Annotated in this window: 22 protein-coding genes; 4 read left to right on the top strand and 18 right to left on the bottom strand. The window is 46.0% G+C overall.

What is annotated here, in order from left to right; genetic code table 11:
• Positions 1-67: 67 nt before the first annotated feature.
• From V9W66_RS11970 to V9W66_RS11960, 3 genes are read right to left on the bottom strand one after another with little or no spacing between them, the layout of a single operon-like run.
• Positions 68-1132: an FAD:protein FMN transferase gene (locus V9W66_RS11970; protein WP_144095410.1), complete on the bottom strand. Its 1065-nt coding sequence runs from the start codon at positions 1130-1132 to the stop codon at positions 68-70.
• 3 nt (positions 1133-1135) lie between these two features.
• The gene (locus tag V9W66_RS11965) at positions 1136-1909 is read right to left on the bottom strand and encodes a 4Fe-4S binding protein (protein WP_144095408.1); all 774 of its coding nucleotides are present in this window, start codon (positions 1907-1909) and stop codon (positions 1136-1138) included.
• The gene (locus V9W66_RS11960) at positions 1906-2508 is read right to left on the bottom strand and encodes an FMN-binding protein (RefSeq protein WP_144095406.1); all 603 of its coding nucleotides are present in this window, start codon (positions 2506-2508) and stop codon (positions 1906-1908) included. Before V9W66_RS11960 ends, V9W66_RS11965 begins: the two co-directional genes overlap by 4 nt.
• A 416-nt stretch (positions 2509-2924) precedes the next feature.
• On the opposite strand from V9W66_RS11960, the gene V9W66_RS11955 reads away from it, so the two are divergent.
• Complete coding sequence (locus V9W66_RS11955) at positions 2925-3299, top strand: NusG domain II-containing protein (protein ID WP_021652703.1); 375 nt, start codon at positions 2925-2927, stop codon at positions 3297-3299.
• A 101-nt stretch (positions 3300-3400) separates the two neighbouring features.
• Positions 3401-3889 carry a Gx transporter family protein gene (locus tag V9W66_RS11950; protein WP_144095404.1) on the top strand — a complete coding sequence of 163 codons (489 nt, stop codon included), beginning with the start codon at positions 3401-3403 and terminating at the stop codon, positions 3887-3889.
• Positions 3890-4701: 812 nt separating this feature from the next.
• Here V9W66_RS11950 and V9W66_RS11945 read toward each other — a convergent pair.
• From V9W66_RS11945 to V9W66_RS11875, 15 genes are all read right to left on the bottom strand, one after another.
• Positions 4702-5490 carry a DUF975 family protein gene (locus V9W66_RS11945; protein WP_144095401.1) on the bottom strand — a complete coding sequence of 263 codons (789 nt, stop codon included), beginning with the start codon at positions 5488-5490 and terminating at the stop codon, positions 4702-4704.
• A 100-nt stretch (positions 5491-5590) separates the two neighbouring features.
• Positions 5591-6799 carry an aspartate kinase gene (locus V9W66_RS11940; protein ID WP_144095399.1) on the bottom strand — a complete coding sequence of 403 codons (1209 nt, stop codon included), beginning with the start codon at positions 6797-6799 and terminating at the stop codon, positions 5591-5593.
• 21 nt (positions 6800-6820) lie between these two features.
• Positions 6821-8032 carry a homoserine dehydrogenase gene (locus tag V9W66_RS11935; protein WP_144095397.1) on the bottom strand — a complete coding sequence of 404 codons (1212 nt, stop codon included), beginning with the start codon at positions 8030-8032 and terminating at the stop codon, positions 6821-6823.
• A gap of 4 nt (positions 8033-8036) precedes the next feature.
• Positions 8037-8489, bottom strand: coding sequence for an ACT domain-containing protein (locus V9W66_RS11930; protein WP_118168718.1), 453 nt, complete (start codon positions 8487-8489; stop codon positions 8037-8039).
• Positions 8490-8660: 171 nt separating this feature from the next.
• A protein-coding gene (gene prfB / locus V9W66_RS11925; protein WP_144095395.1) for a peptide chain release factor 2 occupies positions 8661-9780 on the bottom strand; the annotation gives its coding sequence in 2 pieces (ribosomal slippage) (positions 8661-9704 and positions 9706-9780; 1119 coding nt in all).
• A 73-nt stretch (positions 9781-9853) separates the two neighbouring features.
• Positions 9854-10687, bottom strand: a complete 834-nt coding sequence (locus tag V9W66_RS11920; protein WP_144095393.1) for a carbon-nitrogen hydrolase family protein — start codon at positions 10685-10687, stop codon at positions 9854-9856.
• Between the two features lie 255 nt (positions 10688-10942).
• Positions 10943-13522, bottom strand: a complete 2580-nt coding sequence (gene secA, locus V9W66_RS11915; RefSeq protein ID WP_144095391.1) for a preprotein translocase subunit SecA — start codon at positions 13520-13522, stop codon at positions 10943-10945.
• 232 nt (positions 13523-13754) lie between these two features.
• Positions 13755-15473, bottom strand: coding sequence for a fibronectin type III domain-containing protein (locus tag V9W66_RS11910; protein WP_144095390.1), 1719 nt, complete (start codon positions 15471-15473; stop codon positions 13755-13757).
• Between the two features lie 170 nt (positions 15474-15643).
• A complete protein-coding gene (gene hpf / locus V9W66_RS11905; protein WP_015526242.1) occupies positions 15644-16171 on the bottom strand; it encodes a ribosome hibernation-promoting factor, HPF/YfiA family in 528 nt (175 codons plus the stop codon).
• Between the two features lie 247 nt (positions 16172-16418).
• Positions 16419-17189 (bottom strand): phosphoribosylformimino-5-aminoimidazole carboxamide ribotide isomerase, encoded by a 771-nt coding sequence (gene hisA, locus V9W66_RS11900; protein WP_144095388.1) that lies wholly within the window; start codon positions 17187-17189, stop codon positions 16419-16421.
• A gap of 80 nt (positions 17190-17269) precedes the next feature.
• A complete protein-coding gene (locus tag V9W66_RS11895; RefSeq protein ID WP_144095386.1) occupies positions 17270-17728 on the bottom strand; it encodes a hypothetical protein in 459 nt (152 codons plus the stop codon).
• 177 nt (positions 17729-17905) lie between these two features.
• Entirely contained in the window at positions 17906-18661 is a 756-nt protein-coding gene (gene dapB, locus V9W66_RS11890) for a 4-hydroxy-tetrahydrodipicolinate reductase (RefSeq protein WP_118512675.1), read from the bottom strand.
• A gap of 35 nt (positions 18662-18696) precedes the next feature.
• On the bottom strand, positions 18697-19593 hold the full coding sequence (gene dapA / locus V9W66_RS11885) for a 4-hydroxy-tetrahydrodipicolinate synthase (protein WP_015526246.1): 897 nt from the start codon (positions 19591-19593) through the stop codon (positions 18697-18699).
• 35 nt (positions 19594-19628) lie between these two features.
• Positions 19629-20135: a cob(I)yrinic acid a,c-diamide adenosyltransferase gene (locus V9W66_RS11880; RefSeq protein WP_144095384.1), complete on the bottom strand. Its 507-nt coding sequence runs from the start codon at positions 20133-20135 to the stop codon at positions 19629-19631.
• 131 nt (positions 20136-20266) lie between these two features.
• Positions 20267-20893 (bottom strand): single-stranded DNA-binding protein, encoded by a 627-nt coding sequence (locus V9W66_RS11875; RefSeq protein ID WP_015526248.1) that lies wholly within the window; start codon positions 20891-20893, stop codon positions 20267-20269.
• A gap of 201 nt (positions 20894-21094) precedes the next feature.
• Between V9W66_RS11875 and typA the strand changes: the two genes are divergently transcribed.
• The gene (typA, locus tag V9W66_RS11870) at positions 21095-22927 is read left to right on the top strand and encodes a translational GTPase TypA (RefSeq protein ID WP_144095382.1); all 1833 of its coding nucleotides are present in this window, start codon (positions 21095-21097) and stop codon (positions 22925-22927) included.
• 752 nt (positions 22928-23679) lie between these two features.
• Entirely contained in the window at positions 23680-26316 is a 2637-nt protein-coding gene (gene adhE / locus V9W66_RS11865) for a bifunctional acetaldehyde-CoA/alcohol dehydrogenase (protein WP_144095380.1), read from the top strand.
• The last annotated feature ends 63 nt before the right edge of the window (positions 26317-26379 follow it).

The raw sequence follows: 26379 nt of genomic DNA, 5'->3' as shown, positions 1-26379 counted from the left end.
AAGTACTGCGGATATGAGCATTCCCCTCTGCCAAACAGTCATAAACCGGATCGCCGGGAGATCAGCTTCACTCTGCAATATCCTCCACACTGTAGGAATCCGCAAGCAGGCTGAACCGCTCCTTCATCCCCTCAGTGAGATACACATGATGGTCTTCATCCACAAAAAGTCCGTCTGCACCGTAAGCTTTCAACAGCTGTGTCCCTTTTTCCACCCCCAGCACAAAACATGCTGTGGAAAGCGCATCTGCCTCCAGACCTGAGTCACAGACTACCGTTACCCCGGTCACTCCGCTTTCTGCCGGACAGCCGGTAGACGGGTCCATAATGTGGTGATACCTTACACCATTTTCGATAAAATATTTCTCATAATCTCCGGATGTGGAAAGAAATTCTGTACCATTTAAGGCAACCACACCAAGATAGTCATCCTCATTTTCAGCTCTGGGATCTGTCACTGCCACATTCCAGGAAGAACCATCCGGCTTGCTTCCGTAGGTCATGACACTGCTTCCTCCCAGATTCATAAGTGCTGCTGTTACATCCTTCTTTGTTTCCAGTTCTTTAAGGATCCGGTCACAGCCAATACCCTTTCCCGCTGCTCCAAGATCCAGAGAACAGCCCTCTTCCATGTGGACCGTATTTCCGTCAAGAAAAATTTTCTGATATCCGGAATCCTTCAGAACATTCTTAATTTCTGCTTCTTCCGGAATTTTCTGGTTTTTCCCTCCAATATCCCACAGGCGGATCAGCTTCCCGATGGTTGGGTCAAAGGCTCCGTCAGAATCCTCTGCGATCTTCAGAAGACGTTTCAGGTATCCGGAAAGCTCGTCGGAAATCTCCGTATCTTTTCCGCTGTCTGCATTCACCTTATAGATCTGGGACTTCTCATTGGTCCAGGAAAGAAGGTTCGTCTCCACATCTGTCAGAACAGCTGTCAGCTTACTGTTTATATCGTCACCTGTGGTATAGAGTGTTTCTGATACCACAGTATCCATTGCAAAATCTGTATCGGTATATGTCTGTACATCATTTTCCGAAGCAGCCATGCACAGCACAGGAAATAACACCGCAATTCCTGTAAATGTAGCTGCTGCCAGAAAAGTTTTCTTTTTCAGAGCCTGATATCTCATAGATCATTTTTCCTCAATTGTTCCAATGTGAATATTTTTTCTCGGGCATGCTGCGGCACATGCGTGGCAGCAAAGACATTCGCCGGATCTGCCTGTGTCGCCGTCGATATCCAGATGAGCCGGACATCTTTTTTTACAGAGACCACATTTCGGCGGACATTTCTCACGGTTTCTCCGAAACAGTGCACCCGGAAGGATTGGCATTAATGCAAAAACCGCTCCCATGGGACAGAGAAACTGGCAGAAAAACCTTTCCTGTGTACACATTCCCACAAGGATCAGCACCAGGAGCACAATTCCCACCAGATATTTGCTGTTCGGGAGCCGTCCTGCCGTGAGCATGGAAAAAACATCCCACGGGCTGGTTCCCGTAAGCTTTCCGTATACACCTGTAAGGCAGGAAAGCAGGATCAGTGCCAGTACGATATATTTGACTTTCTGAAGCCCGTGAACCATTTTTTCGGAAAGAGCAGGTTTCTTTTTTTTGTGAAAGCATTTCATCCGGATCCAGGAAAAGCCTTCATATACGGCATCTCCGAAAGATCCGAATGCACACGCATATCCGCAGAAATGTCTTCCGAAAAAGCAGGTAAAGATCAGAAGCACTGCCGTTACAGTCAGAAAGGAATTCCACTCCACCGGCTGACCGGCCGCAATGGCAAGAAAGGTCGATTTGATACCTGCAAAGGCTGTAGAAAACAGAGACGGGGCGGCAATAAAAAATGCCAGCTGTATTCCCGCACGCATCAGCCTTACCTCCCGCTGTCTTTTTTTCATGAGTTTTCCGCCTTTCCAAGTGCCGCATCCACTGCGTTCAGGATTCCTGTGGCGCTGAACGTTGCTCCGGATACGGTATCCACATCTGTACTCTGAGCACTCAGGATGGAATTGATCACACTCTCTGCCTGTGAAAGATATGCACTGTCCTCACCTGGGGCGCTGACTACGTTGATGGATGTGATCTCATCACCGGTAAGTGTCACCTCCACCTGAATGGTCCCGCCGTATCCCTCGGCTTCTCCTGTATAGGTTCCATCTTTATATACATTATCGGAATCTGCGGTTGCTGTGTTCTCTGCGTCTGCATCGGATACATTGCCGTCTGAAGTGTCTGCTGTTTTGTCATCGCCTGCTGTATCTGCATCACTGCTGCCTGATCCTGCAGATGCTGCCTGATTCTGCATACGATTTACATAACTCGTCTCCAGTGCACTGAGAAGTTCATTCTGCTGCTCCTGAAGTGTATCTACCTTATCTGTCAGAGCCGCGATCTCTTTTTCATTTGCCTGGGCTTTCATGCTGCTGTTATAAAAAAGTACAGCCAGGATCACCAACAGTAAAGAGATCACTCTCATATAAAAATTCTGATTTTTCATCTCTTTTCTCCATTGCATTTTTAACAATTCTGTAAATTGCTGCATCAGGCTCAGCTGTGCGAACATATATTGCTGCGTCAGATGCTCTCGATCTATTCCTTCAGTCTGCGTATAACTGTCTTTTGGATAAAGTATATAGTTTTTATCCATATACATAAATTAGTTTCGATTAATCTTTTTTATAAAATTAGATAATACTAACTTACAGCTAGGTATTATATCACCTGTTTTTTTTCTTGTCTACACTTTTGTTAGTAGTTTATAACTTTTTCCAATATGAATTTTTTCGCCACTCCTCCCTTTCCGTTGGGAACAGCTGTATGAATTATGGTTAGATATCATTAACTTATGTTTGCCTTTTAATTTCGATTATGATATGATTTTTTCTGAATCTGTAACAGAAATGGAGATTTGTTTTGAAGAAAAAAGAATTGATTTTTATTGCCGGGATCCTGATTCTGGCGGGGGTTCTCTGGCTTGGTTTTCAGATTGCGGGGAAACGTTCCCATAATACGATCCGTATTACCGTTGACGGAAAAGAATTCGGAACCTATTCGCTTTCCCAGGACCAGATCATCCACATCGGAGACACCAATGTCTGCGAGATCAAAGATGGAAAAGTTACAATGATCGAAGCAACCTGCCCGGATCATTACTGTATGAAACAGAAAGCTGTGGACGAGCACGGCGGTTCCATCATCTGCCTTCCTAATAAGGTTGTGATAGAAGGAGAAAATACTGCAGAGGATTCGGATTCGGAGAGTTCGCCTAAAATTGATGCGGTGACATAAAATTTCCGGAGAATATGCGTAATGCGTGTTTTCCGTAGATTTTTCTCTGACAGATGGTATTCTGTCTGTGCTATTCCTGCAACAAATGAAAGGATTTATTTATGAAACGAAAAACAACTTATCTCGGATTATTTGCCGCAGTAGCAATCATTTTTGGATATGTGGAGTCTCTGGTCCCTGTATTTACAGGGATTCCGGGTATCAAGCTCGGGCTTGCAAATCTGGCGGTGCTTTTTATACTGGACCGATATTCTGTAAAAGAAGCGGCTCTCGTGTCCGTTGTCAGAATCCTGGTGATCGGATTTATGTTTGGAAATCTGTTCAGTATTTTGTATAGTCTGGCTGGCGCTGCGCTTAGCCTGACTGTGATGGAGCTTTTGAAAAAACATTCCGGCTTCAGTCTGATCGGTATCAGTGTGGCCGGTGGTGTCACACATAATATCGGGCAACTGATCGTTGCCATGATCGTGGTGAGCAATACGAGTTTGATGGTTTATGCACCGGCACTGCTGGTGGCAGGTGTCCTGGCAGGTATTCTCATAGGTGGGTTGACAAAGGAGGTTGTGGGACGACTTCCTTTGAATCTATAATTATGTGGTTTGCTTTTTGGATTATGGTTTTCACTTTTTTAAGTGAGGGGAAATTGTGTGGTTTGATTTTTTAGATTATAGTTTTCACTTTTTGAAGTGAGATAAATTGGGTAGTTTGATTTTTGGGGATTGTAGTTTTCACTTTTTGAAGTGAGAGAAAATTGGATGGTTTGATTTTTTTGGATTATAGTTTTCACTTTTTGAAAGTGGGTAATTTGCGAGAAGGGGAAGCACTCATAGTTGCGAAGGCCGTCTCCCCTTCTCGCGCTCTTCCCCTCCTGGCCACGCCGCTGTGATGCGTTGTGGAATGTGTAAGTGTATCGGCTCAGTCCTGTATTCTGCTGTATCGGCAGTGACAGACTGAGCCGATTATTGATTCTGCCATGTATTCTGCTGCACTGGCAGTAGCAGGCTGAGCCGATTATTGCTTCGGCACTGTTTATTGCTTCGGCGCTGTTTATTGCTTCTGCACTGTTTATTGCTTCTGGCTGAATGGGAAAGTGGCCTGCGTAGCGGGCCTGTTCTCTGGATTGTGGTGTATCGCTGTTATTCAGGAACAGGCTTCGCCAATATATTTACGTCAGCATAAATCGGCTCAACCTTCCACAGCCAACGTAGTAGAATCCATCGCCCCTCCAATATCTTCACATATTTCTACAGCCTACAATAGCTGCGTGCCCGGAAAGGGGGAGCTCGAGGGGGAAAAGCGGGCTTCGCAACTTTGAGTGCTTTCCCCCTCGTACCTGCCCATGCCAAAATGGTCCCCCTGAAAGGGAAAGTACCTGCGTTTCAAGCATCCTCCCGGAAGGCGATCAGGCTTCTGTTTCATCGTGGAACTGCGGGATCGGAGTTACCGGAGGATAAGAATCCACCGGAGGTTCATCAAACTCTCCGGAAATATTCCGATAGAAAACTGCCATACAGGTTTCTATATAAGGCACCAGCCAGATCAGTGCCAGATACAATGTAAATATGGAAAAAATGATCCACGGAACAAAACTTAAGAGCATTTTCATATATTCCCAGTAATGTCCCTTCATAAGCTTTGCGCTGGCTTTCAGTGCCTGCACTCCTTTTATGTCCGAATTATCGGACAGGATGTAATAGCTCATGGTGAACGGCATAGCTGCCAGCAGGTTCAGCGCGAACCCGAGAAGTGTGAGCAGCATGTAAGTTACTGCCCAGTTCATCTGCTCCTCCGTTGTATTTCCCATATTGCTTGTAAAAGAAAACCACGCCAGTGGAAGTGATGTCACCAGATTGATCAATGCCAGCACAAAGGATGCCACGATCACATGATCCGGCTGATGGCTGAAAAAGTACAGAAGATCTCCGAAAGAGTAGGATTCCCTTCTGGAAATATTCAGATAGATCCGGTAAAGTCCTGCGGAAAAAATACAGATCACCAGAGAAAGGACAAAGCTGAATACCTCTCCTCCAATGATCGCATACAGGGAATCTCCCGGAAAAAGTGCTGTGGAAATATAGCTTGAAACTGCGCTCATCGCCGCAACTGCAATGCTCCCGATCACAGGAACAGTAAAATTACCGGCCAGAGTTTCCCCTGCCAGCTTCTTACAGCCCTTCAGATTTTTTCTCATAATTCTGTATCCCTTCGTTATAGAAGGCGGAGACTCATCCAAGCCTCCGCCCCGTCATTTTTTACTTCAGATATATCATATTCTCATATTTCACATCTGTTTAGTCTGCAAGATTAAACGCATCATGTACCGCATTCATGGCACGTACGCCATCTTTCTCGTTAATGAGAACCGTCACACGGATCTCAGATGTTGCGATCATATTGATGTTCACACCCTCATTGTAAAGGCTCTCGAACATTTTTGCAGCAACACCCGGATTGCTCATCATACCTGCTCCTACAATAGAAAGCTTGGCAATGTTTTTCTCCGCATGAAGCTCAGAATAGACGATGCGTGCCTGGTTAGCTTCCAGAACACCCATTGCATCGTCCAGATCATTTTTATCAACAGTAAAGGAAATGTCCTTGGTTCCGGCACGGCCGATAGACTGAAGGATCATATCCACATTGATATTTTTCTTAGCCAGGGTATCAAAAAGCTTAAATGCCACTCCTGGTGAATCTTTAAGTCCGATCACAGCAATACGTACTGCATCTGTATCCAGAGCAACACCGCTGATCAGCATTCTCTCCACTGTTACTTCCTCCTTTACCACAGTTCCTTCGCTGTTGTTGAGACTGGAACGTACCACCAGCGGCACGCCGTATTTCTTTGCCATCTCCACAGAACGGTTATGAAGCACTCCCGCACCCAGAGTTGCCAGATCCAGCATCTCATCGTAAGTGATCTCCTTGAGCTTGCGGGCATTCGGAACCTTACGCGGGTCAGCGGTATAAACACCGTCCACATCGGTATAGATCTCACAGGCATCTGCATGAAGCGCTGCCGCAAGAGCTACGGCTGTGGTATCAGAACCGCCACGTCCAAGTGTGGTATAGTCATTATATTTATCAATGCCCTGGAAGCCTGTGACCACAACGATCCTGCGGTTATCCAGCTCTCTGCGGATACGTGCCGCATCGATCTTTTTCAGGCGTGCGCTGCCATGTGCACTTGTTGTGTGCATAGCTACCTGAAAGGCGTTCAGAGAAACAGCCGGTACTCCCAGACTGTCCATAGCCATGGACATCAGTGCCACTGACATCTGCTCTCCGATGGTAAAAAGCATATCCATCTCACGTTTCGGAGGTTTGTCATTGATATCCTTTGCCATGGTGATCAGCTCATCGGTATACTTACCCATTGCAGAAAGCACGATCACCACGTCGTTTCCTTTTTTGTAATCTTCGATACATCTTCTGGCAACATTAAAGATACGCTCTTTGTTTGCCACAGAAGTACCGCCGAATTTTTTTACAATCAACATGTTCTTTTCTTCCCTTCGGCATCAATCCTTTACACGGATCATTGCCAGTACTTTTCCGGTGAGCTTGCTGATCTTCTCATAATATTCAGCCTGCTTCATCACCGGTGTGATAAATCCGAATTCGTCCGGAAGGTCATCCGGCTCGATGGTCTGTACATCACCAAAAGCTTTTTCCACTTCATCCATAGTAGTATCAGACACACGTACGAAGAAACGTCCCTCAACTTCATCCATATCCATAAGCTTCAGGGCATAGCTACTCCAGTTTGTCATGATATTTCTGTGGAGATGCTTTGCTTCATCCACAACATCTGCAACTACTGCACTTGCAGTCGGAAGCTTACCTGCTCCGCTTCCGTAGAACATGGCATCTCCAAGAACATTTCCGTGCACAAATACTGCATTAAACACATCATTTACACTGTAAAGCGGGCTACTCTGGCCTACCAGGAACGGCGCTACCATTGCATAGAAAGAATCTCCGATCCTACGGCTTGTGGCAAGAAGCTTGATAGTCATGCCAAGCTCTTTTGCATATTCCATATCTGCCGGTGTGATCTTTGTGATTCCTTCTGTATAAATATCCTCGTAATTCAGGAATTTTCCGTATGCAAGTGAAGAAAGGATGGCGATCTTACGGCATGCGTCAGCACCTCCTACGTCTGCAGTCGGATCTGCCTCTGCATAGCCCTTTGCCTGAGCTTCCTTCAGAACCGTATCAAAATCACAGTTCTCTGTGCTCATCTTGTAAAGCATGTAGTTGGTGGTTCCGTTAAGGATTCCTGTGATCTCATCGATCTCATCTGCTGTCAGTGAAGAATTCAGTGCACGGATGATCGGGATACCGCCGCCGCAGCTTGCCTCAAAAAGGAAATTGATATTTTTTTCTTTTGCGATCTCCATGAGCTCGGAACCATGCTTGGCTACCAGAGCCTTATTGGATGTGCTTACGCTCTTTCCTGCCTGAAGCGCTCTTTTTACAAAGGTATAAGCCGGCTCTATCCCGCCCATAACCTCAACAACAATATCTACTTCCGGATCGTTTACGATCACTTCATAATCATGAACCAGAATTTTCTCAACCGGATCTCCCGGAAAATCTCTTAAATCAAGAACGTACTTGATGTTAATCTCATCTCCGGCTCTCTTGTTAATGCTCTCATGATTGGTGTTGATGACTTCAACAACTCCGCTTCCTACTGTACCGTAGCCTAATACTGCTATGTTTATCATATGCTTACTCCCTGCCTAAAATTTTCAAATAGTGTATGCCGTCTCTCTGCTCAATATCCTCCACCATAGCCTCTGCGTCGCCTTCTCCCGGAAGGATGTCAACGCTCAACGTCAGTGTTGCGACCCCGTTAATGGGAATACTCTGATGTATGGTCAGGATATTACCGTGAAAACGGGCAATCGTCTGCAGCACCATTGATAAAAGCCCCGGCTCATCGTCCATCTGAATGATAAAGGTGATGGTCTTTCCCTTGGTCTCCTCGTGGAAAGGAAAAATATCGTCCTTATATTTGTAAAAAGAACTGCGGCTGATCCCGGTCCTTTCAGCAGCTTCCTGAACAGTAGCCACCCGGTTGGATTCCAGCAGTCTCTTGGCCTCAACCACCTTGAGAAGTACCTCCGGCACTGCCCGTTCTCTTACTACATAGTATTTTTTCTTTTCAACCTGTTTCTGCATAGCAACCTCTCTGACTGCTGTTCACATTGTTGCCAGCAGCCTCCTGTCCGTTTCATAAAGACAACTGTTTTTGTACAAGAGATATATTATCATAATAAAAGAAACTCCACAAGCGCTTTTTTGCCTGCGGAGTCCATTTCTCTGTCTTTATGGGGTTCCGTGACAGTAATGTTATTCTTTCTTTTTCGCCAGTGCGATCCATTTCAGGTATGCATTGATAAAAATGTCAATACCACCGTCCAGAACTGCGTCAACATTACCGGTTTCTTCATTGGTTCTATGGTCTTTTACCATGGTGTATGGCTGCAAGACATAGGAACGGATCTGGTTTCCCCAGCCGATATCGGTCACTTCGCCTCGAATGCCGGAAAGCTTCTCCTCGGCTTCCTGCTGTTTCAGCAGATACAGCTTGGCCTTCAGCATCTGCATAGCCTTGTCCTTGTTCATGTGCTGAGAACGTTCATTCTGGCACTGTACCACGATTCCCGTTGGAAAATGGGTGATACGGATCGCAGAGGATGTCTTGTTGATATGCTGTCCACCGGCACCACTGCTTCGGTAGGTATCGATACGGATATCGTCATCATTGATCTCAACATCCAGATCCTTCTTGATATCCGGCATAACATCGCAGGATACAAAAGAGGTCTGTCTCTTTCCTGCTGCATTAAACGGAGAAATACGTACAAGACGATGAACACCCTTCTCGGATTTCAGATAACCGTAGGCGTTCTCTCCGTTTACCTGGAAGGTTACAGATTTCACACCGGCCTCATCACCGTCAAGGTAATCCAGAACTTCCAGCGCAAAGCCTTTCTTCTCCGCCCATCTGCTGTACATACGGTAAAGCATTCCGCACCAGTCGCAGGCTTCTGTACCGCCGGCTCCTGCGTTCAGCTTGATGATGGCATTCTCTTCGTCGTACTCTCCGGAAAGAAGTGTCTTCACACGGATGCTGTCAAAGCTTGCCTGGAACTCGTCCAGCATTTCCTGGATCTCAGGGACGATCTCAGGATCATTCTCCTCATATCCCATCTCGATCATGGTTTCCATATCTTCCATCTGCGTTTCCAGATTATGGTATGTCTCAATATCGTCCTTGAGACTCTTTAACTGTTTCATCTTCATCTGGGATGCTTCCGCATTATCCCAGAAATCAGGCGCCTCCATCTCGCGCTCTAATTCTTCGACCTTCTGCTCTTTGTTAGCGAGGTCAAAGTGAATCCCTCACTTCCACTAATGGCTCTGTGTATGTTGCAAGAATACTCTTGAACTGATCTAACTCAACCACAGCTTCACCTTCTTTCTATATATTGATACAGGATTTCCTGCCTGTCTTATACAATACCATATGGGCATGGAAATTACAACGAAAACGTGGTCAGGGCGTAAATATCCCCTCTCCTGTGCTTCAGAAGCGGCAGCTGCTCCCGGACTTTTTTTACCTCATCCAGATCCAGTTTCACAACCTTCACATCCGGCTTCTCTTCCATCTCCATGAGGACTTTTCCCCAGGGATCTGCGGCAATGGAATGGCCCCAGGACTGATATCCGGCGTTCAGGTCTCTGGCGGGTGCAGCTCCGATGGTGTACACCTGATTGTCTACGGCTCTCTGGCGGAACATCAGCTCCCAGTGGAGGGGCCCTGTTGTCATGTTAAAAGCAGCCGGCACGATGATTACCTGGGCGCCTTCGTCCACCATCAGCCTGGCAAGCTCCGGGAAGCGGAAATCGTAACAGATGCAAAGGCCCATCTTTCCAAATTCTGTATCAAAAACCGTCACCTGGTCTCCTGGTGTCAGGGTATCGGATTCTTTAAAATACTGGCCGCCTTTTACATCAATGTCAAAAAGATGCATCTTCCGGTGCTTACCGCTCTGATGACCATTTCTGTCAAAGACATAAGAAGTGTTATAAATATTGCCGGCTTCATCTCTCTCCGGCATACTTCCGGCTACGAGATAAATTCCGTATTCCGCTGCCAGTCGGGAACATTTTTCCCAGGTATCTCCCCTCTCTGGTTCCGCATATTCCGGAAAGTATTTGTTCTCGTAGGGGCAGCAGAACATTTCGGGCAGGACTGCCAGATCGATCCCCTGAAGCTCCGGGCTGGCAAGAAGTTCTGCTGCCTGGGTGATATTGCGAAATTTATCCGTATATACATGTGTCTGAAGAATTGCAGTTTTTATAATTGCCATATTATCATACCCCTTCTCTTACAGCGAAAATTAAGTATCTGTTATATTGACGCAGGATGACTTTCTCATATGCAGGGTGAGAGAATGAAGCGTATCGGTGGCTACGGCGATTGACGACAACGCAGCATATGAAAAATCAGACAAGTCTATATGACGGTTATTTAATATTCGCTGTACTCTGTTCCTGTGTAACAGAAATCCCAGAAAAAATAGCCCCACCGCATCATCCGGGTGAGACTATTTTTATCTTCCTTCTCAGATCCTGGCAGCCTTACGTCCGCAGCACTGTTTGTATTTCTTGCCGCTTCCGCATGGGCACGGATCATTCGGGTATACTTTATCTTCTTTTCGCTGAACCGGTTTCTTCGGGCCTGCGCTGTCATCTTTGTTTGTGCTGGTTACCTTAGCAACCTGCTCACGCTCGATCTTCTGCTCCACATGAACATGATACAGCATACGTACAGTGTCTTCCTGAATGGAGCTGATCATGCTGTTAAACATCTCGAATGCGTTCATCTTGTACTCAACAACCGGATCTCTCTGGCCGTATGCCATCAGACCGATACCCTGGCGGAGCATTTCCATATCATCGATGTGATCCATCCATTTGCTGTCGATGCATTTCAGAAGGACAACCCGCTCAAGCTCACGAAGCTGCTCCGGTTCCGGGAACTCAGCCTCCTTCGCTTCATAAAGCTTCACAGCCTCTTCCTTCACAATATGCTTGATCTCATCTTTCTTATGGCCTTTTACCTTCTCTGCGGTCAGCGGGTGGATCGGGATGATCGGAGTGATCGCAGTGTTGAACTCATTAAGATCCCACTCAGAAGAATCCATGTCATCGGAAAAGCACATGTCTGTCATGCTGTCTACGATATCTGTGATCATCTTGTAGATGGCATCACGCATATTCTCACCGTCAAGTACCTGGCGGCGCTCCTCATAGATGATCTCTCTCTGCTCATTGTTAACCTGGTCATAGTCGAGAAGGTTTTTACGGATACCGAAGTTGTTGAACTCGATCTTCTCCTGGGCTTTCTCGATGGCATTGGAAAGCATCTTGTGCTCGATCTGCTCATTCTCCTCAACACCAAGGGATGTGAACACCTTCATCAGTCTCTCGGAACCGAACAGACGCATCAGGTCATCCTCAAGAGAAATGTAGAAACGGGATTCACCCGGATCTCCCTGTCGTCCGGAACGTCCACGGAGCTGGTTATCGATACGTCTTGACTCATGACGCTCGGTACCGATGATCTTCAGGCCGCCGGCCTCTCTTGCCACATCGTCAAGCTTGATATCGGTACCACGGCCTGCCATGTTGGTCGCGATGGTAACGGCATCTGCCTGTCCTGCCTGAGCTACGATCTCAGCCTCAAGCTCATGGAACTTGGCATTCAATACATTGTGGGGGATTCCCTCTCTCTTCAGCATTCTGCTGAGAAGCTCAGAAGTCTCGATGGTGATCGTACCAACCAGTACCGGCTGATGTTTTGCGTGAGCTTCCTTAACTGCCTCTACAACGGCGTTGAATTTCTCTTTCTTTGTCATGTAAACAGCATCATCAAGGTCTTTACGCTGTACTACACGGTTGGTCGGGATCTCTACAACGTCCATGCCGTAGATATCACGGAACTCTTTTTCCTCGGTAAGGGCTGTACCTGTCATACCGCCTTTTTTATCATATTTGTTGAAAAAGTTCTGGAAGGTAATGGTTGCAAGAGTCTTGCTCTCTCTCTTAACCTTCACATGCTCTTTCGCCTCGATCGCCTGATGAAGACCATCGGAGTAACGACGGCCCGGCATGATACGTCCGGTAAACTCATCAACGATCAGGATCTCGTCATCTTTTACAACATAATCCTGATCCTTGTGCATCAGATTATGTGCACGAAGTGCAAGGATGATGTTGTGCTGGATCTCCAGGTTTTCCGGATCTGCCAGGTTCTCGATATTAAAGAATTTCTCAACCTTCTTGATACCCTGCTCGGTAAGGTTGACGATCTTATCTTTCTCATTTACAACGAAGTCACCGGTCTCGATAACCTCCTCACCCATGATGGCTGCCATCTTGGTCATCTCATGGCTGGCCTCACCACGCTCCAGCTGCTGTGCAAGGATATCGCACACCTCATAAAGCTTGGTGGACTTGCCGCTCTGTCCGGAAATGATCAGAGGTGTACGTGCCTCATCGATCAGGACAGAGTCGATCTCATCGATGATACAGTAGTGAAGATCTCTCTGAACAAGCTGTTCTTTATAGATGACCATATTGTCACGAAGATAATCAAATCCAAGTTCGTTGTTTGTTACGTATGTGATGTCACATCCGTATGCCGCACGACGTTCTTCCGGCTTCATGTCGTTAAGTACCACGCCTACAGTCAGGCCAAGGAACTCGTGAACCTTACCCATCCACTCGGCATCTCGTTTTGCCAGGTAGTCGTTGACGGTTACGATGTGGACACCTTTTCCCTCAAGGGCATTCAGATATGCAGGAAGTGTGGAAACAAGAGTTTTACCTTCACCTGTTTTCATCTCGGCGATACGGCCCTGGTGAAGGATGATACCACCGATGATCTGTACACGGTAATGCTCCATTCCAAGTACACGCTTGGCTGCCTCACGTACGGTGGCAAATGCCTCCGGAAGAAGATCATCCAGTGTTGCACCTTCTGCAAGACGTTTCTTATATTCTCTTGTCTTGTCTCGTAACTGCTCATCCGTAAGCTGCTGCATCTGAGACTGATAGCTTTCGGTTTTTTCAACCAGCGGCATGATACGTTTTACCTCACGCTGGCTGCGGGTTCCAAATACTTTTGAAAAAACATTCATGTTTCTGCTCCAATCATTTTATTCGAATAAGACTGCTGTCTCTGATTTGTCCAATTTTGGATCATTCCAGTTCTCTGTTGATATCCGTTATACTGGATCACATATGGTATATATTCTACCACTTTCCTGTTATAAAAACAATGAACAATTATTTAACAAATCATGTCAGGAACAACAGAAAATATCCCGCATAGGATCCTGTTTTCGAGGATCCCGCGGGATATTACAGATCTTATTTTCTTACTTTTGCATTTTTTACACTGCTCCAGGTACTGTAATATGTCTTTCCGCTCACTTTTTTGTATGCACGGATACGAACATAATAAGTGCTTCCCTTTTTCAAACCGGAAAGTGTTCGGGTCAGTGCACTGGCGGACACTGTCCTGGATCCTCTCATGGACCTTGATGCCGCATACTGGATCTGATAGCCGGAAGCGCCAGCTGCTTTTTTCCAGCGGACAGTCAGCTTCCCGGAAGCCTTGCTGGACGGTTTGTACTGCACCGGAGCTGTCAGGCGGACGATCCGGCTGCCGTTTTTGTTATAAGCACTTAAAGCAGAGCCCTTGTATGCGCGGACTGTATAAGTATACATGGTTCCTGCTTTTACTGATCCGTCTGTGTAGACCAGCGTATTGCTTCCGCTTACGGTAGCGATATTGACCCACTTGCTGCTGTTTCCGGTCCTTCGATAGATCTTATAGCCGGAAGCATTTGCAGCTTTTTTCCATTTGAAGACGATGCCGGCAGGGCTGTTGGAAGTACCGGATAACCCGGGCGTGGTGAGCTTTACAGTTGTTAAGGCCGCGGACCGGAACTGGTATACGGCTGACTGTACTTCATCAGTCTTTTTCCATTCAGATTTCTGATAAACATACTTCTGGAAAAAGATATACATGTTATAAGTTGCGGCTTTGTTTATTCCTTTGGCAGATCCGATCCGCCAGGTAGTATTCTTCCTGTTATCGGTTGGATTTGGTGAAGTACTCCAGTAAACCGGCACCCACTTCACATCTCCGGGCCCGGGATTTGAATTTGTAGTTCCCGCACCGGTCACGGTAAAATTATAATATTTATTCGGAGTAAATTTCAGCGGAGAATCCAAACCTCTTACAAAACTATCTTTAACATCCGGTATATAAGGTGTATAGGCTGGTGTCGGCGTCACATCATATTTCGGGCGGGCTCCCCTGTAATTCAACTTTAATTTTTTCAGGTTGCTGGTTCTTCCGTCTGAACCCAATACCTTAAGATACAGATCAAATTCTTTCTCTGTATCCAGATTCTTAAGATATATCACAAAGCTTCTGTCTGCAGTAACCGCCACACGAGAGTTTCCCGTATCGACCCTCGGAACATCAGATGTTCCGTCCTTTTTTCTCGCTACAGCTTTGTAGTAGCAGACTCCGTTTGCATCAACTTTAAGTGTCACATTTACAGAACTGCGGCTTACCCATTTTTCTCCGGTCCATTTTACGTCTATTTTTGGCACCGGTGTTGGTGTCACTGTCGGTTCCGGATCCGCTGTCGGTGGCACTGTCGGTTCCGGATCCGTTATCGGTGGCACTGTCAGCTCCGGAGCTGACGCTGACATAGCTTCTGCGTTTTCTTCTTCCATACTGTCTCCGGCTGCTTCAGGTATCAGTTCTGTCAATAATACTTCCGGATCATCCTCGCTGTTCTCCGCATTTTCCGCATTTTCCACATCTTCCATGGTTGCATCGGAAGAGTTATCCGCCATTTCCTCAGAAATATCCTCACTGTCTTCTGCAGGCTGCTCAGTCTCTCCCACAGGCTCTGTAGTTTCCTCTGCGGAAAACATCTCCTGGCTGTCCGCAGCATTTTCTGTGATTTCTGCATCACCGCTGCCAAACTCTGCAGCCATACCGGTTGCCGGAAGCAACGTCACACAAAGCGCGGCACTTAAAAAAAGTGCCAGAACTTTTTTCTTCATTTACCTTCCTCCTCGCATGTGTCTTCATTATATAATTCTCCCCTATTGCTTGCAACAGAAAAGAAGCCTGATTTTGCTGTGACATAAAAGGCTCCGGAAACCTGCCGATTTCTCACACAGGTTCCCGGAGCCTTCCATTCAATATTCAGTTGTGATAATAAAATTCCCTATCAGAACTCTGGTTCGATCAGTCCGTAAGTATTTCCTTTACGTTTATAAACTACATTAACCTGCTCTGTCTCAGCATTAAAGAATACAAAGAAATTATGTCCGAGAAGCTCCATCTGTACGCATGCATCTTCCGGATACATTGGTTTGATCCCGAATTTCTTGGTACGGATGATCTTAACTTCCTCATCCTCTTCATAATCCTTATCAAGGTATGCCTTCTGGAAGTTTGTGGATTCCTGCTGCTTGTCAACGATCTTGTTCTTGTATTTACGAAGCTGACGCTCAATTACCTCTTCAACCAGATCGATGGATACATACATATCATTGCTCACCTGCTCGGAACGGATAATGTTACCTTTCACAGGGATCGTTACCTCGATCTTCTGGCGATCCTTCTCAACGCTTAAGGTTACTGAAATCTCAGTTTCAGGAGTGAAATACCTTTCAAGTTTACCAAGCTTGTCCTCAACAGCTGTTTTAAGTCCTTCGGTTACTGCTATATTCTTTCCACTAATAATAAATTTCATGACTTCCATCCCCTTTGCTGTTTTATGTTGCTATTATAACATATTAAATTGAATTTTAACATCACTTTTCAAAAATTTCATAAATTTTTTCCAAATTTATTCGATATATTCCTTCAAAATGTTTTTTTTGTCGTGAATGCGCAACTATTAGAGCATTTCATCTAATTAATTCATTACAAATATATGTCTGCATACCAGTGCCAGAAGATTGATGGGACAAAAGCATCTGCTTCACTATTTGTATATACTATTTCATTTTAGCCAGAGCTTCAAAGGGTATACTTCCGCCAAAAATATCCAAAGCACTGCCAACCGTCACATCCAGTCTGCCCTGACCTGCTTTTCGAAGCTTTTCAATATCTGCCATAGAACCCACACCGCCTGCATAGGTCACCGGATGGGCTGTATACTGTCCCAGAAGCTTTGCAAGCTCTGTTTCCACACCTCGGGCCTTTCCTTCCACATCCACTGCATGGACCAGAAATTCGTCGCAGAAGCTTCCAAGCCTTTCCATCAGCTCCGGTGTCACGATCTCTTCTGTAAATTTCTGCCATCGGTCTGTGACAATATAATATTTGCCATCTTTTTTGCGGCAGCTCAGGTCAAGTACAAGATGTTCTTTCCCTGTGGCATCACGGATCTTCTCCAGATTTTCCCAGGAGATCACTCCGTTTTTAAACACATAGGAGGTTACGATCACGTGGCTGGCGCCAGCCTCCAGATATTCTGCCGCATTCTCCGGGCAGATGCCGCCTCCGATCTGAAGCCCTCCGGGATATTTTCCCAGAGCCTGAAGTGCCTGGGCTTTCGTTGCTTCATAGTTCGGGGAATCCTTTCCGTTCAGAAGGATCACATGACCGCCCTTTAATCCTGCCTTCTTATAAAGCTCTGCATAGAATACCGCATCCTGCTCTGACACAAAATTTTCTGCCGCCTGATCCCCCTGATCCTTCAGGCTTCCTCCTACGATCTGTTTTACCTTTCCGTTATGTATATCAATGCATGGTCTGAATTTCATAATCCTGTCCTCCGTTTTCTTCCCATGCACTGATAATAGCATCTGAAACAGTTTTATGCAATGCTGTGGTAAAATATCTGTTATCTTCCTTCTACCGCATTTCCCACTGCGTTTCCGATATCATCCACTGCATTACCTACACCGTCGCCAAGGTCCTTTACACTGTCACCCAGCTCACCGGATACAGTTCCGTCATTTTCGTTTCTGTCAGCATCCGCAGCTCCGGGTGCTGCTGTCCCGTCATTTCCATTTCCTGCAGGCGTCACGGTAATATTTCCATCGGACATCTCATTGTTATCCGTGCCGGAATCCTTAATGCTCTCTTCATTGTCCTTCACACCGTCATTGTCTGCTTTTTCTTCCATAGTTTCATCTTCTGCGGCAGTATTTGTGTTTGTATCTTTTTCCTTATCCTTCGTGTTTTTATCTTTTTCATCCACTGTTTCATCCGCATTGTTTACCTCTGTGCCGCAGGCTGTAAATGTACACAGAGACAGGGTAAGCAAAGTACCAAAAAGAATCGCCTTCCATTTTTTCATATTATCTTCTCCTTTTTCTGAAAAATTCTGTATTCCTAATATGGCACTTTTTCCGCTATCCTATTCTGGGAAAAATTTCAAAAACCGCAATTTCATCAAAAAAACGGGGTCCGATCTTACACGAACCCCGTCTGTATTACCTGTAATTTTATTCTGTTGCGGCTCAATCTGTCAGAATCAGCCGATCACGTCACTCATATCATAACGTCCTGCCGGTTTGCCGGCAAGGAATTTGGCTGCTTCTACAGCACCTTTTCCAAAAATAGCCTTGGAATATGCAGTATGCTTGAACTCGATCACTTCGTCCTGACCTGCAAAAATTATCTCATGCTCACCTACGATAGTTCCGCCGCGAACTGCGGAGATACCAATCTCCTTATCATCGCGTTTTTCACGTTTCTGGCTGCGGTCATATACATAATGATACTGGTTATCCATAGCTTCATTAATGCTGTCTGCCAGCGCAAGTGCAGTACCGCTTGGTGCGTCTAATTTCAGGCGGTGATGCTTCTCTACGATCTCCATATCAAAGCCTGCAGCTGCAAGAACCCTGGCTGCGTCCTGAACCAGCTTCAGAAGTGTGTTGATACCAAGAGACATGTTTGCGGATTTCAGCACTGCTACCTTTCGGGATGTTTCTTCAACTTTTGCAAGCTGCTCCTGGCTTAAACCGGTACTGCACAGCACAACCGGGATCTGGCGTGCCGCGCTGTACTCAAGAAGCTTGTCTGTTGCCTTTGCGGAAGAAAAATCAATGATCGCATCTGCCTCTACCTGACATGCGTCAATATCGGTGAATACCGGATAGCTGTTTTTTCCCTGATCTGCAATATCAATACCTGCTACGATCTCAGCATCCGGATCTTTCTCCACAATGTCGCTGATGACCTGGCCCATATGTCCGTTGCAGCCGTGCATGATGATTTTTACCATAGTATATTCTCCTTTACCTTTCGCTTACAGTCAGATCATTTAGCAAGCTTAAGGCCGAATTTCTCGATCTCTTTTGCAAGAGCTGCCTTTGTGTCCTCTTCCATCTCGCAGAGCGGCATACGAAGCGGCCCTACGTTCATTCCCATAAGGTTCATAGCTGTCTTAACAGGAATCGGGTTTACTTCGCTGAACAGCGCATTGATCAGCGGAAGAGCTTTCAGCTGATCCTCTGTTGCTCCCTTGGTGTCGCCGTCGAAATATTTCATGACCATGTCATGTGTAAACTTCGGTGCAACGTTGGAAAGTACGGAAATAACTCCAAGTCCGCCAAGAGAAAGAATCGGAAGTACCTGATCATCATTTCCGGAATAAAGCTCAAGCTGTCCGTCTGCCAGAGACATCATCTTGGCGATCTGGGAAAGATCTCCTGTTGCTTCCTTGATTCCGACAATGTTCTTTACATTCTTTGCAAGGTAAGCTGCTGTAGCCGGCTGGATGTTGCAGCCTGTACGGCTCGGTACGTTGTACATGATGAGCGGAGTTTCCGGAACTGCATTGGCAATTGCTGTGTAATGAGCGATAAGACCCTTCTGTGTAGCCTTGTTATAGTAAGGTGTTACAATAAGAAGAGCGTCTGCGCCATAGGAAGCTGCTTCCTTGGACATCATGATTGCTGTCTCTGTACAATTGGAACCTGTTCCTGCGATAACAGGCACACGTTTGTTAACTTTATCAATTGTAAACTTAATTGTCTGAAGATGCTCTCCGTGTGTCAGAGTAGAAGATTCTCCTGTTGTTCCACAAATAACGATGGCGTCTGTGCTGTTCGCGATCTGATCCTCAAGGATCTCCTCAAGTTTCTCAAAATTCACCTTACCGTCTTCATGCATAGGTGTTACAATTGCAACGCCTGTTCCTTTAAAAATTGCCATTTGTCTTCCTCCTTCTTTCTTCTGTGAAATATTGCTTATTCCCGTTCCTGGTCAGTCAGCTCTGTTGTTATCGTGGTAATACTATCCACATAGGGCTTCAAAGCATCCGGAAGCCAGCATCCGGTCATAATTATATGCATACTTTCATCCTTCTGCTTAAGCATATCGATGATCGTCTCAACTGGAGCGATTCCTTTATCCATAAGCCCGAGGATCTCATCCAGCAGCAGAAAATCACACTCTCTGGTAGCAATTACCTTCCGTGCGAAATTAAGGCCATTGAGAATATTGGTTCTCTCTTCTGCCTTTTCCTGCTCACTCAGGTCATTATAGCAGGTGTCCATTTTTTCGAAACGGAAAATCTTGAAATCAAAATTATCCAGTTCCTCAAGGAAATCCAGTTCTCTGCGTTCCCTGCCCTTGAGAAACTGTATGATGATCACACTTTTTCCCTGTATAGCAAAGCGCAGCCCCCGGCCTACAGCCAGAGTTGTCTTTCCTTTCCCGTTCCCGCAATAAACCTCTGTTATTTCTCTTTCCATGATTTTTCCTCTTACTGTTAGTGAAACCGGTAATTCCCCATTTTTCTGATTTTTTTAATATTACCGCAGATTGGATGGAAATGCAAGTGTTACCTTAATGTTCTCACCACTATTCCAAAATATATCCAATGTTACTCAACATATTCCAATTTACTCACCGAAACTTCATAGGCAATCCTTTTTTCTGTTTCGTTTTCACTAATCCGTTTCATGTACTCCCTGCTCTGGATCCTGCCCCAGATCAGTACATGCCCGCCTACTTCAAAAGCAGAAGCATATCTGGCATTTCTTCCCCAGCATATACATGGTATGTAATCGGATTTTCCGTAAGGTCGATTGACTGCCATCAGAAGATCTGCGATCTCTCTTCCCAACGGTGTTTTTCTGTATACAGGCGGTTTACAGATATATCCGTCCAGAAAGATCTGATTGACCGGCACAGTTTCTTCTTCCTCCCCCACAAACTTCACTTCCCGGGCAAAGACTGAAAGCACAAGCCGGTTTCTCTTTTCTTCATGACGGTTATAGGATCGGAACTGTCCGTGGATCTCGATATATTCTCCCACATAATCCTGTGTGATATCGATCAGCCGCTCAGACACCATCACCGGGATCCTGTCCTCCGAATCGCTGAGACGTTTTACCAGGATATCCATCATGTAAAATCCTTCTCCAAAGACCTGATGGCTGAAAGTAAACCCCGTAGCGATCCGTCCCATAACGGATACCTGATTGTTTTCAATAATTTTATCTGCCATAATAAGTAGCTCTCCTTCCTCTTCGTGTATTTCGTCTATATCAATCTATGTGTATTTACGGTATAATATGCCTGAAAAATGAAAAACCAAAAATATTTTTTTATGTCTTGTAATCTCACAAAAATGTGATAGACTATAAATTTGGACATCATTTTTAACAAAAAAGATTACTTATATATGGAAAGAAAGGATTTGGATTATATGAAGACCAAGCGTGAAGATGTTCGTAACGTGGCCATTATCGCCCATGTCGATCACGGTAAAACAACACTTGTTGACGAGCTTTTGAAACAGAGCGGTGTTTTCCGTGAGAACCAGGAAGTCCAGGAACGTGTCATGGACTCCAACGATATTGAGCGTGAGCGCGGCATTACGATTCTCTCCAAAAACACCGCAGTTCATTATAAGGATGTAAAAATCAATATCATCGATACTCCAGGTCATGCGGACTTCGGCGGCGAGGTAGAGCGTGTGCTGAAGATGGTAGACGGCGTTATTCTTCTTGTGGACGCCTTCGAGGGTGCCATGCCTCAGACTAAATTTGTACTTCGTAAAGCTCTCGAACTGAACCTGCATGTTATTGTCTGCATCAATAAGATCGACCGTCCGGAAGCACGTCCGGAGGAGGTTGTCGACGAGGTTCTGGAGCTTCTCATGGATCTGGACGCATCTGACGAACAGCTGGACTGCCCGTTCCTGTATGCCTCCGCAAAGGCCGGCTACGCAGTTCGTAACCTCGATGATAAGCCTGAGAATATGGCTCCTCTTTTTGAGACTATCCTTGATGCGATCCCTGCTCCGGAGGGAGATCCGGACGGAGATACACAGGTTCTTATCAGCACCATTGACTACAACGAGTACGTGGGACGTATCGGTATTGGTAAGGTCGAACGCGGAACTATTTCCGTAAACCAGGATCTGATGCTTCTGAACCATCATGACCCTGACAAACGTGAGCGTGTGAAGATCAGCAAGCTGTATGAGTTTGATGGTCTGAGCAAGGTTGAGGTTAAAAGTGCTACCATCGGTGCTATCGTTGCGATCTCAGGTATTGCGGATATCCACATCGGTGATACTCTCTGCGCAGGAGACAATCCGGAAGCGATCCCGTTCCAGAAGATCTCCGAGCCGACACTCTCCATGAACTTCCTCGTAAATGACAGTCCTCTTGCAGGACAGGAAGGTAAATACATTACTTCCCGTCACCTTCGTGACCGTCTCTACCGTGAGCTGAACACCGATGTCAGCCTTCGTGTGGAAGACACAGACACAACCGAGTGCTTCAAGGTTTCCGGACGTGGTGAGCTTCATCTCTCCGTTCTTATCGAAAATATGCGCCGTGAAGGCTATGAGTTTGCAGTCAGCAAACCGGAGGTACTTTATCACACAGATGATCGCGGACGTAAGCTTGAGCCGATCGAGATCGCATACGTTGACGTTCCGGAGGAATTTTCCGGTACTATCATCCAGAAGCTCAGCGAGCGTAAGGGAGAACTTCAGGGTATGAGCACAGCAAGCGACGGAAGTGTACGTCTCGAATTCTCCATCCCTTCCCGTGGACTGATCGGATTCCGTAATGAATTCCTTACCTCCACCAAGGGTACCGGTATCCTGAATACCATGTTTGACGGATATGCACCATACAAGGGAGACTTCCCGTACCGTAAACAGGGTTCCCTCATCGCATTCGAGTCAGGCGAAACTGTTACCTACGGTCTTTTCTCTGCTCAGGAGCGTGGTACTCTCTTTGTCGGACCAGGCGAGAAGGTGTACGGCGGTATGGTCATCGGACAGAACGGAAAGGCCGAGGATATCGAACTGAATGTCTGCAAGACCAAGCACCTTACCAATACCCGTTCCTCTTCCGCTGACGATGCACTGAAGCTTGTTCCGCCAAAGATCTTAAGTCTTGAGCAGGCCATTGAGTTCATCGACCAGGATGAGCTTCTTGAGGTAACACCGACAAGCCTTCGTATCCGTAAGCGTATTCTGGACTCCAGAGACAGAAAACGTGCCGCATTCCGCAAGAGCTGATCGAACCTGGCTATCATTTACTGTTGAGCAGAAACCTTTTACAGTAATTCGGCGCAAAGCCGCATAGTGAATGCGGATGCTTTTATCCGCCTGACCTATATTTATATAAACTGCCATATGGGAAGCATTTCCTGTATGGCAGTTTTTCTGCATTTCTGAAAAAAATCACGATAATTTCCGCCTAATTATTCTGAAAATTTAAATAATTTCAAGTTTTTTGGTTTCTTATGTTATCACGCTTTACTTTGCCACAATATTTTTGTGAATTTTTTATCGAATTCTCTATTGACGTCTGAAATCCGTTAAATTATAATGTGTACATGATCGTTTGACAAAAGTTTAACGTTAATGTTTTAACCACATGTTGCGTTTTATCTTTTGCCCACCCTTCATATGTGTGCATGTTTTTTGTCAGCGCTGACAATTTTTTAACATGTTTTTTGTGCACAGTGCTGAATTTCAAAAATTTTTTTAAGATTTTTCCAATAATTCAGCGTTCTGCAAAGTAAAATTTACAGTATTTTCCCCTAATTTTCTGTTCGTCATTTTGCACATAGCGGTAAAATTCAGAATTTGCGTTTTTTTCAGAATTTTGATACTATATCAGTATCGAAACAGAAAGTTCAATCAGATTGAATCAACAACGAAACGCAGCACGGGGACTTACAAAAACTCTGCAGCACCTGCCGGCGAAAAAAGGATAAGCCCGCAGGACCACAGACCATTATCATATGAAAACAGGAGGATTCCACATGGCAAAGAAAGAAACTATCCCTACCATCATCGACACTCCAGAAGCCCTGACCGCGAAAATGGCTGCAATGAAAGAGGCACAGAAGATCTTTGCTACCTACACACAGGAGCAGGTCGACAAGATCTTTAAGGCAGCTGCTACTGCTGCTGACAAGATGCGTATCCCACTTGCCAAAATGGCTGTTGAGGAAACAGGCATGGGTATCATGGAAGACAAGGTTATCAAGAACCATTACGCAGCAGAGTATGTTTACAATGCATATAAGAACACGCAGACATGTGGTGTTGTAGAAGAAGACAAGGCATACGGACTCAAGAAGATCCTGGAACCTGTAGGACTGATCGCTGCAGTTATCCCTACAACCAACCCGACCTCCACAGCAATCTATAAATCTCTTATTTCCCTGAAAACCCGTAATGCGATCATCATCAGCCCGCATCCGCGTGCTAAGAAATCCACTATTGAAGCTGCAAAAGTTATTCTGGAAGCAGCTGTTGCCGCAGGTGCGCCGGAAGGAATCATCGGATGGATCGATATCCCAAGCCTTGACCTTACCAACATGGTAATGCAGAACGCAGATATCATCCTTGCCACCGGTGGTCCCGGAATGGTCAAAGCAGCTTACTCCTCCGGTAAACCGGCTGTTGGTGTAGGACCCGGAAATACACCTGCCATTATTGATGACAGCGCAGATATCCGTCTTGCAGTTAACTCCATCATCCACTCCAAGACCTTTGACAATGGTATGATCTGTGCTTCCGAGCAGTCCGTAACTGTTCTGGAGAGCATTTATAAAGAAGTGAAGGAAGAGTTCCTTTACAGAGGATGCTACTTCCTTAAAAAAGACGAGATCGAGAAGGTCAGAAAGACCATCCTTATCAACGGCGCACTGAATGCCAAGATCGTAGGACAGAAGGCTGCTACTATCGCTGAGATGGCAGGCGTTACTGTACCGGCTGAGACCAAGATCCTGATCGGCGAGGTTGAGTCCGTTGATATCAGCGAGGAATTCGCACACGAGAAGCTTTCCCCTGTACTTGCCATGTACAAGGCCAAGAATTTTGACGATGCGGTTGCAAAGGCTGCGCAGCTCGTTGCAGACGGCGGCTATGGTCATACCTCTTCCCTCTACATCAACGTAAATGAAACAGAGAAGATGGATAAATTCGAAGCAGCTATGAAAACCTGCCGTATCCTTATCAATACACCTTCTTCCCAGGGTGGTATCGGTGACCTTTATAACTTCAAGCTTGCTCCATCCCTTACTCTTGGCTGCGGTTCCTGGGGCGGTAACTCCGTATCCGAGAACGTTGGTGTCAAACACCTTCTCAATACCAAGACTGTTGCTGAAAGGAGAGAGAATATGCTCTGGATGAGAACACCGGAAAAAGTTTACTTTAAGAAGGGCTGTATGCCGGTTGCTCTTGATGAGCTCGGTACTGTTATGGGTAAGAAACGCTGCTTCATCGTAACAGACTCCTTCCTCTACAAGAATGGCTACACCAAACCGATCGAAGATAAACTGGATCAGATGGGCATCGTTCATACATGCTTCTCTGATGTAGCTCCTGACCCGTCTCTCGCTTCCGCCAAAGCCGGTGCCAAGGCTATGACAGCCTTTGAGCCAGACTGCATCATCGCTCTTGGCGGCGGTTCCGCAATGGATGCCGGCAAGGTTATGTGGATGCTTTATGAGAATCCGGACGCTGACTTCTCCGATATGTCCATGGACTTCATGGATATCCGTAAGAGAGTTTATACCTTCCCGAAGATGGGTAAAAAAGCTTACTTCGTAGCGATCCCGACCTCTTCCGGTACAGGCTCCGAGGTTACTCCTTTCGCCATCATCACAGATCAGGATACCGGCGTTAAATGGCCACTGGCCGATTACGAGCTTCTCCCGGATATGGCGATCGTAGATACCAATAACATGATGAGCGCACCGAAGGGACTTACCCGTGCTTCCGGTATCGATGTTATGACACATGCCATTGAGGCTTATGTTTCCATGATGGCTTCCGATTACACCGATGGTCTTGCACTGAAAGCGATCAAGCTTGTATTTGAGTATCTGCCGCGTGCATATAAAGATGGCAATGACGTAGAGGCCAGAGATCATATGGCTAACGCTTCCTGCATGGCAGGTCTTGCATTCGCCAATGCATTCCTCGGCGTTAACCACTCTCTCGCTCACAAGCTCGGTGCTTTCCACCACCTGCCACACGGTATCGCAAACGCAGTTGTTCTTCTGGATGTTATGCGTTACAACAGTGCTGAGGTTCCGACTAAGATGGGTACTTTCCCACAGTATCAGTATCCGAAGACACTTGCACGCTACGCTGAGATCGGACGTTCTGTAGGCCTTACAGGCAAGAACGATGCAGAAGTATTCGAAAAGCTTCTTGCTAAACTGGATGAGCTTATGAGAACTATCGAGATCCTGCCGACGATCCGTGATTACGGCGTAGATGAGAAGTATTTCCTGGAAACTCTGGATGAGATGTCCGAGCAGGCCTTCAATGACCAGTGTACCGGTGCCAACCCGAGATATCCGCTTGTATCCGAGCTGAAAGATATCTATCTGAAAGCTTATTACGGAGAAATGCCAAATAAAGAAAAGAAAAAAGCCAAATAAATATGGAACATCCTTTTAATGAAACACAGTCGGGAGTCTATTCACTCCCGGCTACGTTTCATT

Source organism: Blautia massiliensis (ex Durand et al. 2017) (genome assembly GCF_051861785.1).
Lineage (GTDB): Bacteria > Bacillota > Clostridia > Lachnospirales > Lachnospiraceae > Blautia_A > Blautia_A luti_A.
Note: the sequence above shows the minus strand (reverse complement) of the source record. Positions and strands in the feature narration are given on the sequence as shown.

What these genes read in the sequence shown, in the direction of transcription:
- V9W66_RS11970 (WP_144095410.1), bottom strand. Translation starts at nt 1,132, where the DNA reads ATGAGATATCAGGCTCTGAAAAAGAAAACTTTTCTGGCAGCAGCTACA.
- V9W66_RS11965 (WP_144095408.1), bottom strand. Translation starts at nt 1,909, where the DNA reads ATGAAAAAAAGACAGCGGGAGGTAAGGCTGATGCGTGCGGGAATACAG.
- V9W66_RS11960 (WP_144095406.1), bottom strand. Translation starts at nt 2,508, where the DNA reads ATGAAAAATCAGAATTTTTATATGAGAGTGATCTCTTTACTGTTGGTG.
- V9W66_RS11950 (WP_144095404.1), top strand. Translation starts at nt 3,401, where the DNA reads ATGAAACGAAAAACAACTTATCTCGGATTATTTGCCGCAGTAGCAATC.
- V9W66_RS11945 (WP_144095401.1), bottom strand. Translation starts at nt 5,490, where the DNA reads ATGAGAAAAAATCTGAAGGGCTGTAAGAAGCTGGCAGGGGAAACTCTG.
- V9W66_RS11940 (WP_144095399.1), bottom strand. Translation starts at nt 6,799, where the DNA reads ATGTTGATTGTAAAAAAATTCGGCGGTACTTCTGTGGCAAACAAAGAG.
- V9W66_RS11935 (WP_144095397.1), bottom strand. Translation starts at nt 8,032, where the DNA reads ATGATAAACATAGCAGTATTAGGCTACGGTACAGTAGGAAGCGGAGTT.
- V9W66_RS11930 (WP_118168718.1), bottom strand. Translation starts at nt 8,489, where the DNA reads ATGCAGAAACAGGTTGAAAAGAAAAAATACTATGTAGTAAGAGAACGG.
- V9W66_RS11920 (WP_144095393.1), bottom strand. Translation starts at nt 10,687, where the DNA reads ATGGCAATTATAAAAACTGCAATTCTTCAGACACATGTATATACGGAT.
- secA (WP_144095391.1), bottom strand. Translation starts at nt 13,522, where the DNA reads ATGAATGTTTTTTCAAAAGTATTTGGAACCCGCAGCCAGCGTGAGGTA.
- V9W66_RS11910 (WP_144095390.1), bottom strand. Translation starts at nt 15,473, where the DNA reads ATGAAGAAAAAAGTTCTGGCACTTTTTTTAAGTGCCGCGCTTTGTGTG.
- hpf (WP_015526242.1), bottom strand. Translation starts at nt 16,171, where the DNA reads ATGAAATTTATTATTAGTGGAAAGAATATAGCAGTAACCGAAGGACTT.
- hisA (WP_144095388.1), bottom strand. Translation starts at nt 17,189, where the DNA reads ATGAAATTCAGACCATGCATTGATATACATAACGGAAAGGTAAAACAG.
- V9W66_RS11895 (WP_144095386.1), bottom strand. Translation starts at nt 17,728, where the DNA reads ATGAAAAAATGGAAGGCGATTCTTTTTGGTACTTTGCTTACCCTGTCT.
- dapB (WP_118512675.1), bottom strand. Translation starts at nt 18,661, where the DNA reads ATGGTAAAAATCATCATGCACGGCTGCAACGGACATATGGGCCAGGTC.
- dapA (WP_015526246.1), bottom strand. Translation starts at nt 19,593, where the DNA reads ATGGCAATTTTTAAAGGAACAGGCGTTGCAATTGTAACACCTATGCAT.
- V9W66_RS11880 (WP_144095384.1), bottom strand. Translation starts at nt 20,135, where the DNA reads ATGGAAAGAGAAATAACAGAGGTTTATTGCGGGAACGGGAAAGGAAAG.
- V9W66_RS11875 (WP_015526248.1), bottom strand. Translation starts at nt 20,893, where the DNA reads ATGGCAGATAAAATTATTGAAAACAATCAGGTATCCGTTATGGGACGG.
- typA (WP_144095382.1), top strand. Translation starts at nt 21,095, where the DNA reads ATGAAGACCAAGCGTGAAGATGTTCGTAACGTGGCCATTATCGCCCAT.
- adhE (WP_144095380.1), top strand. Translation starts at nt 23,680, where the DNA reads ATGGCAAAGAAAGAAACTATCCCTACCATCATCGACACTCCAGAAGCC.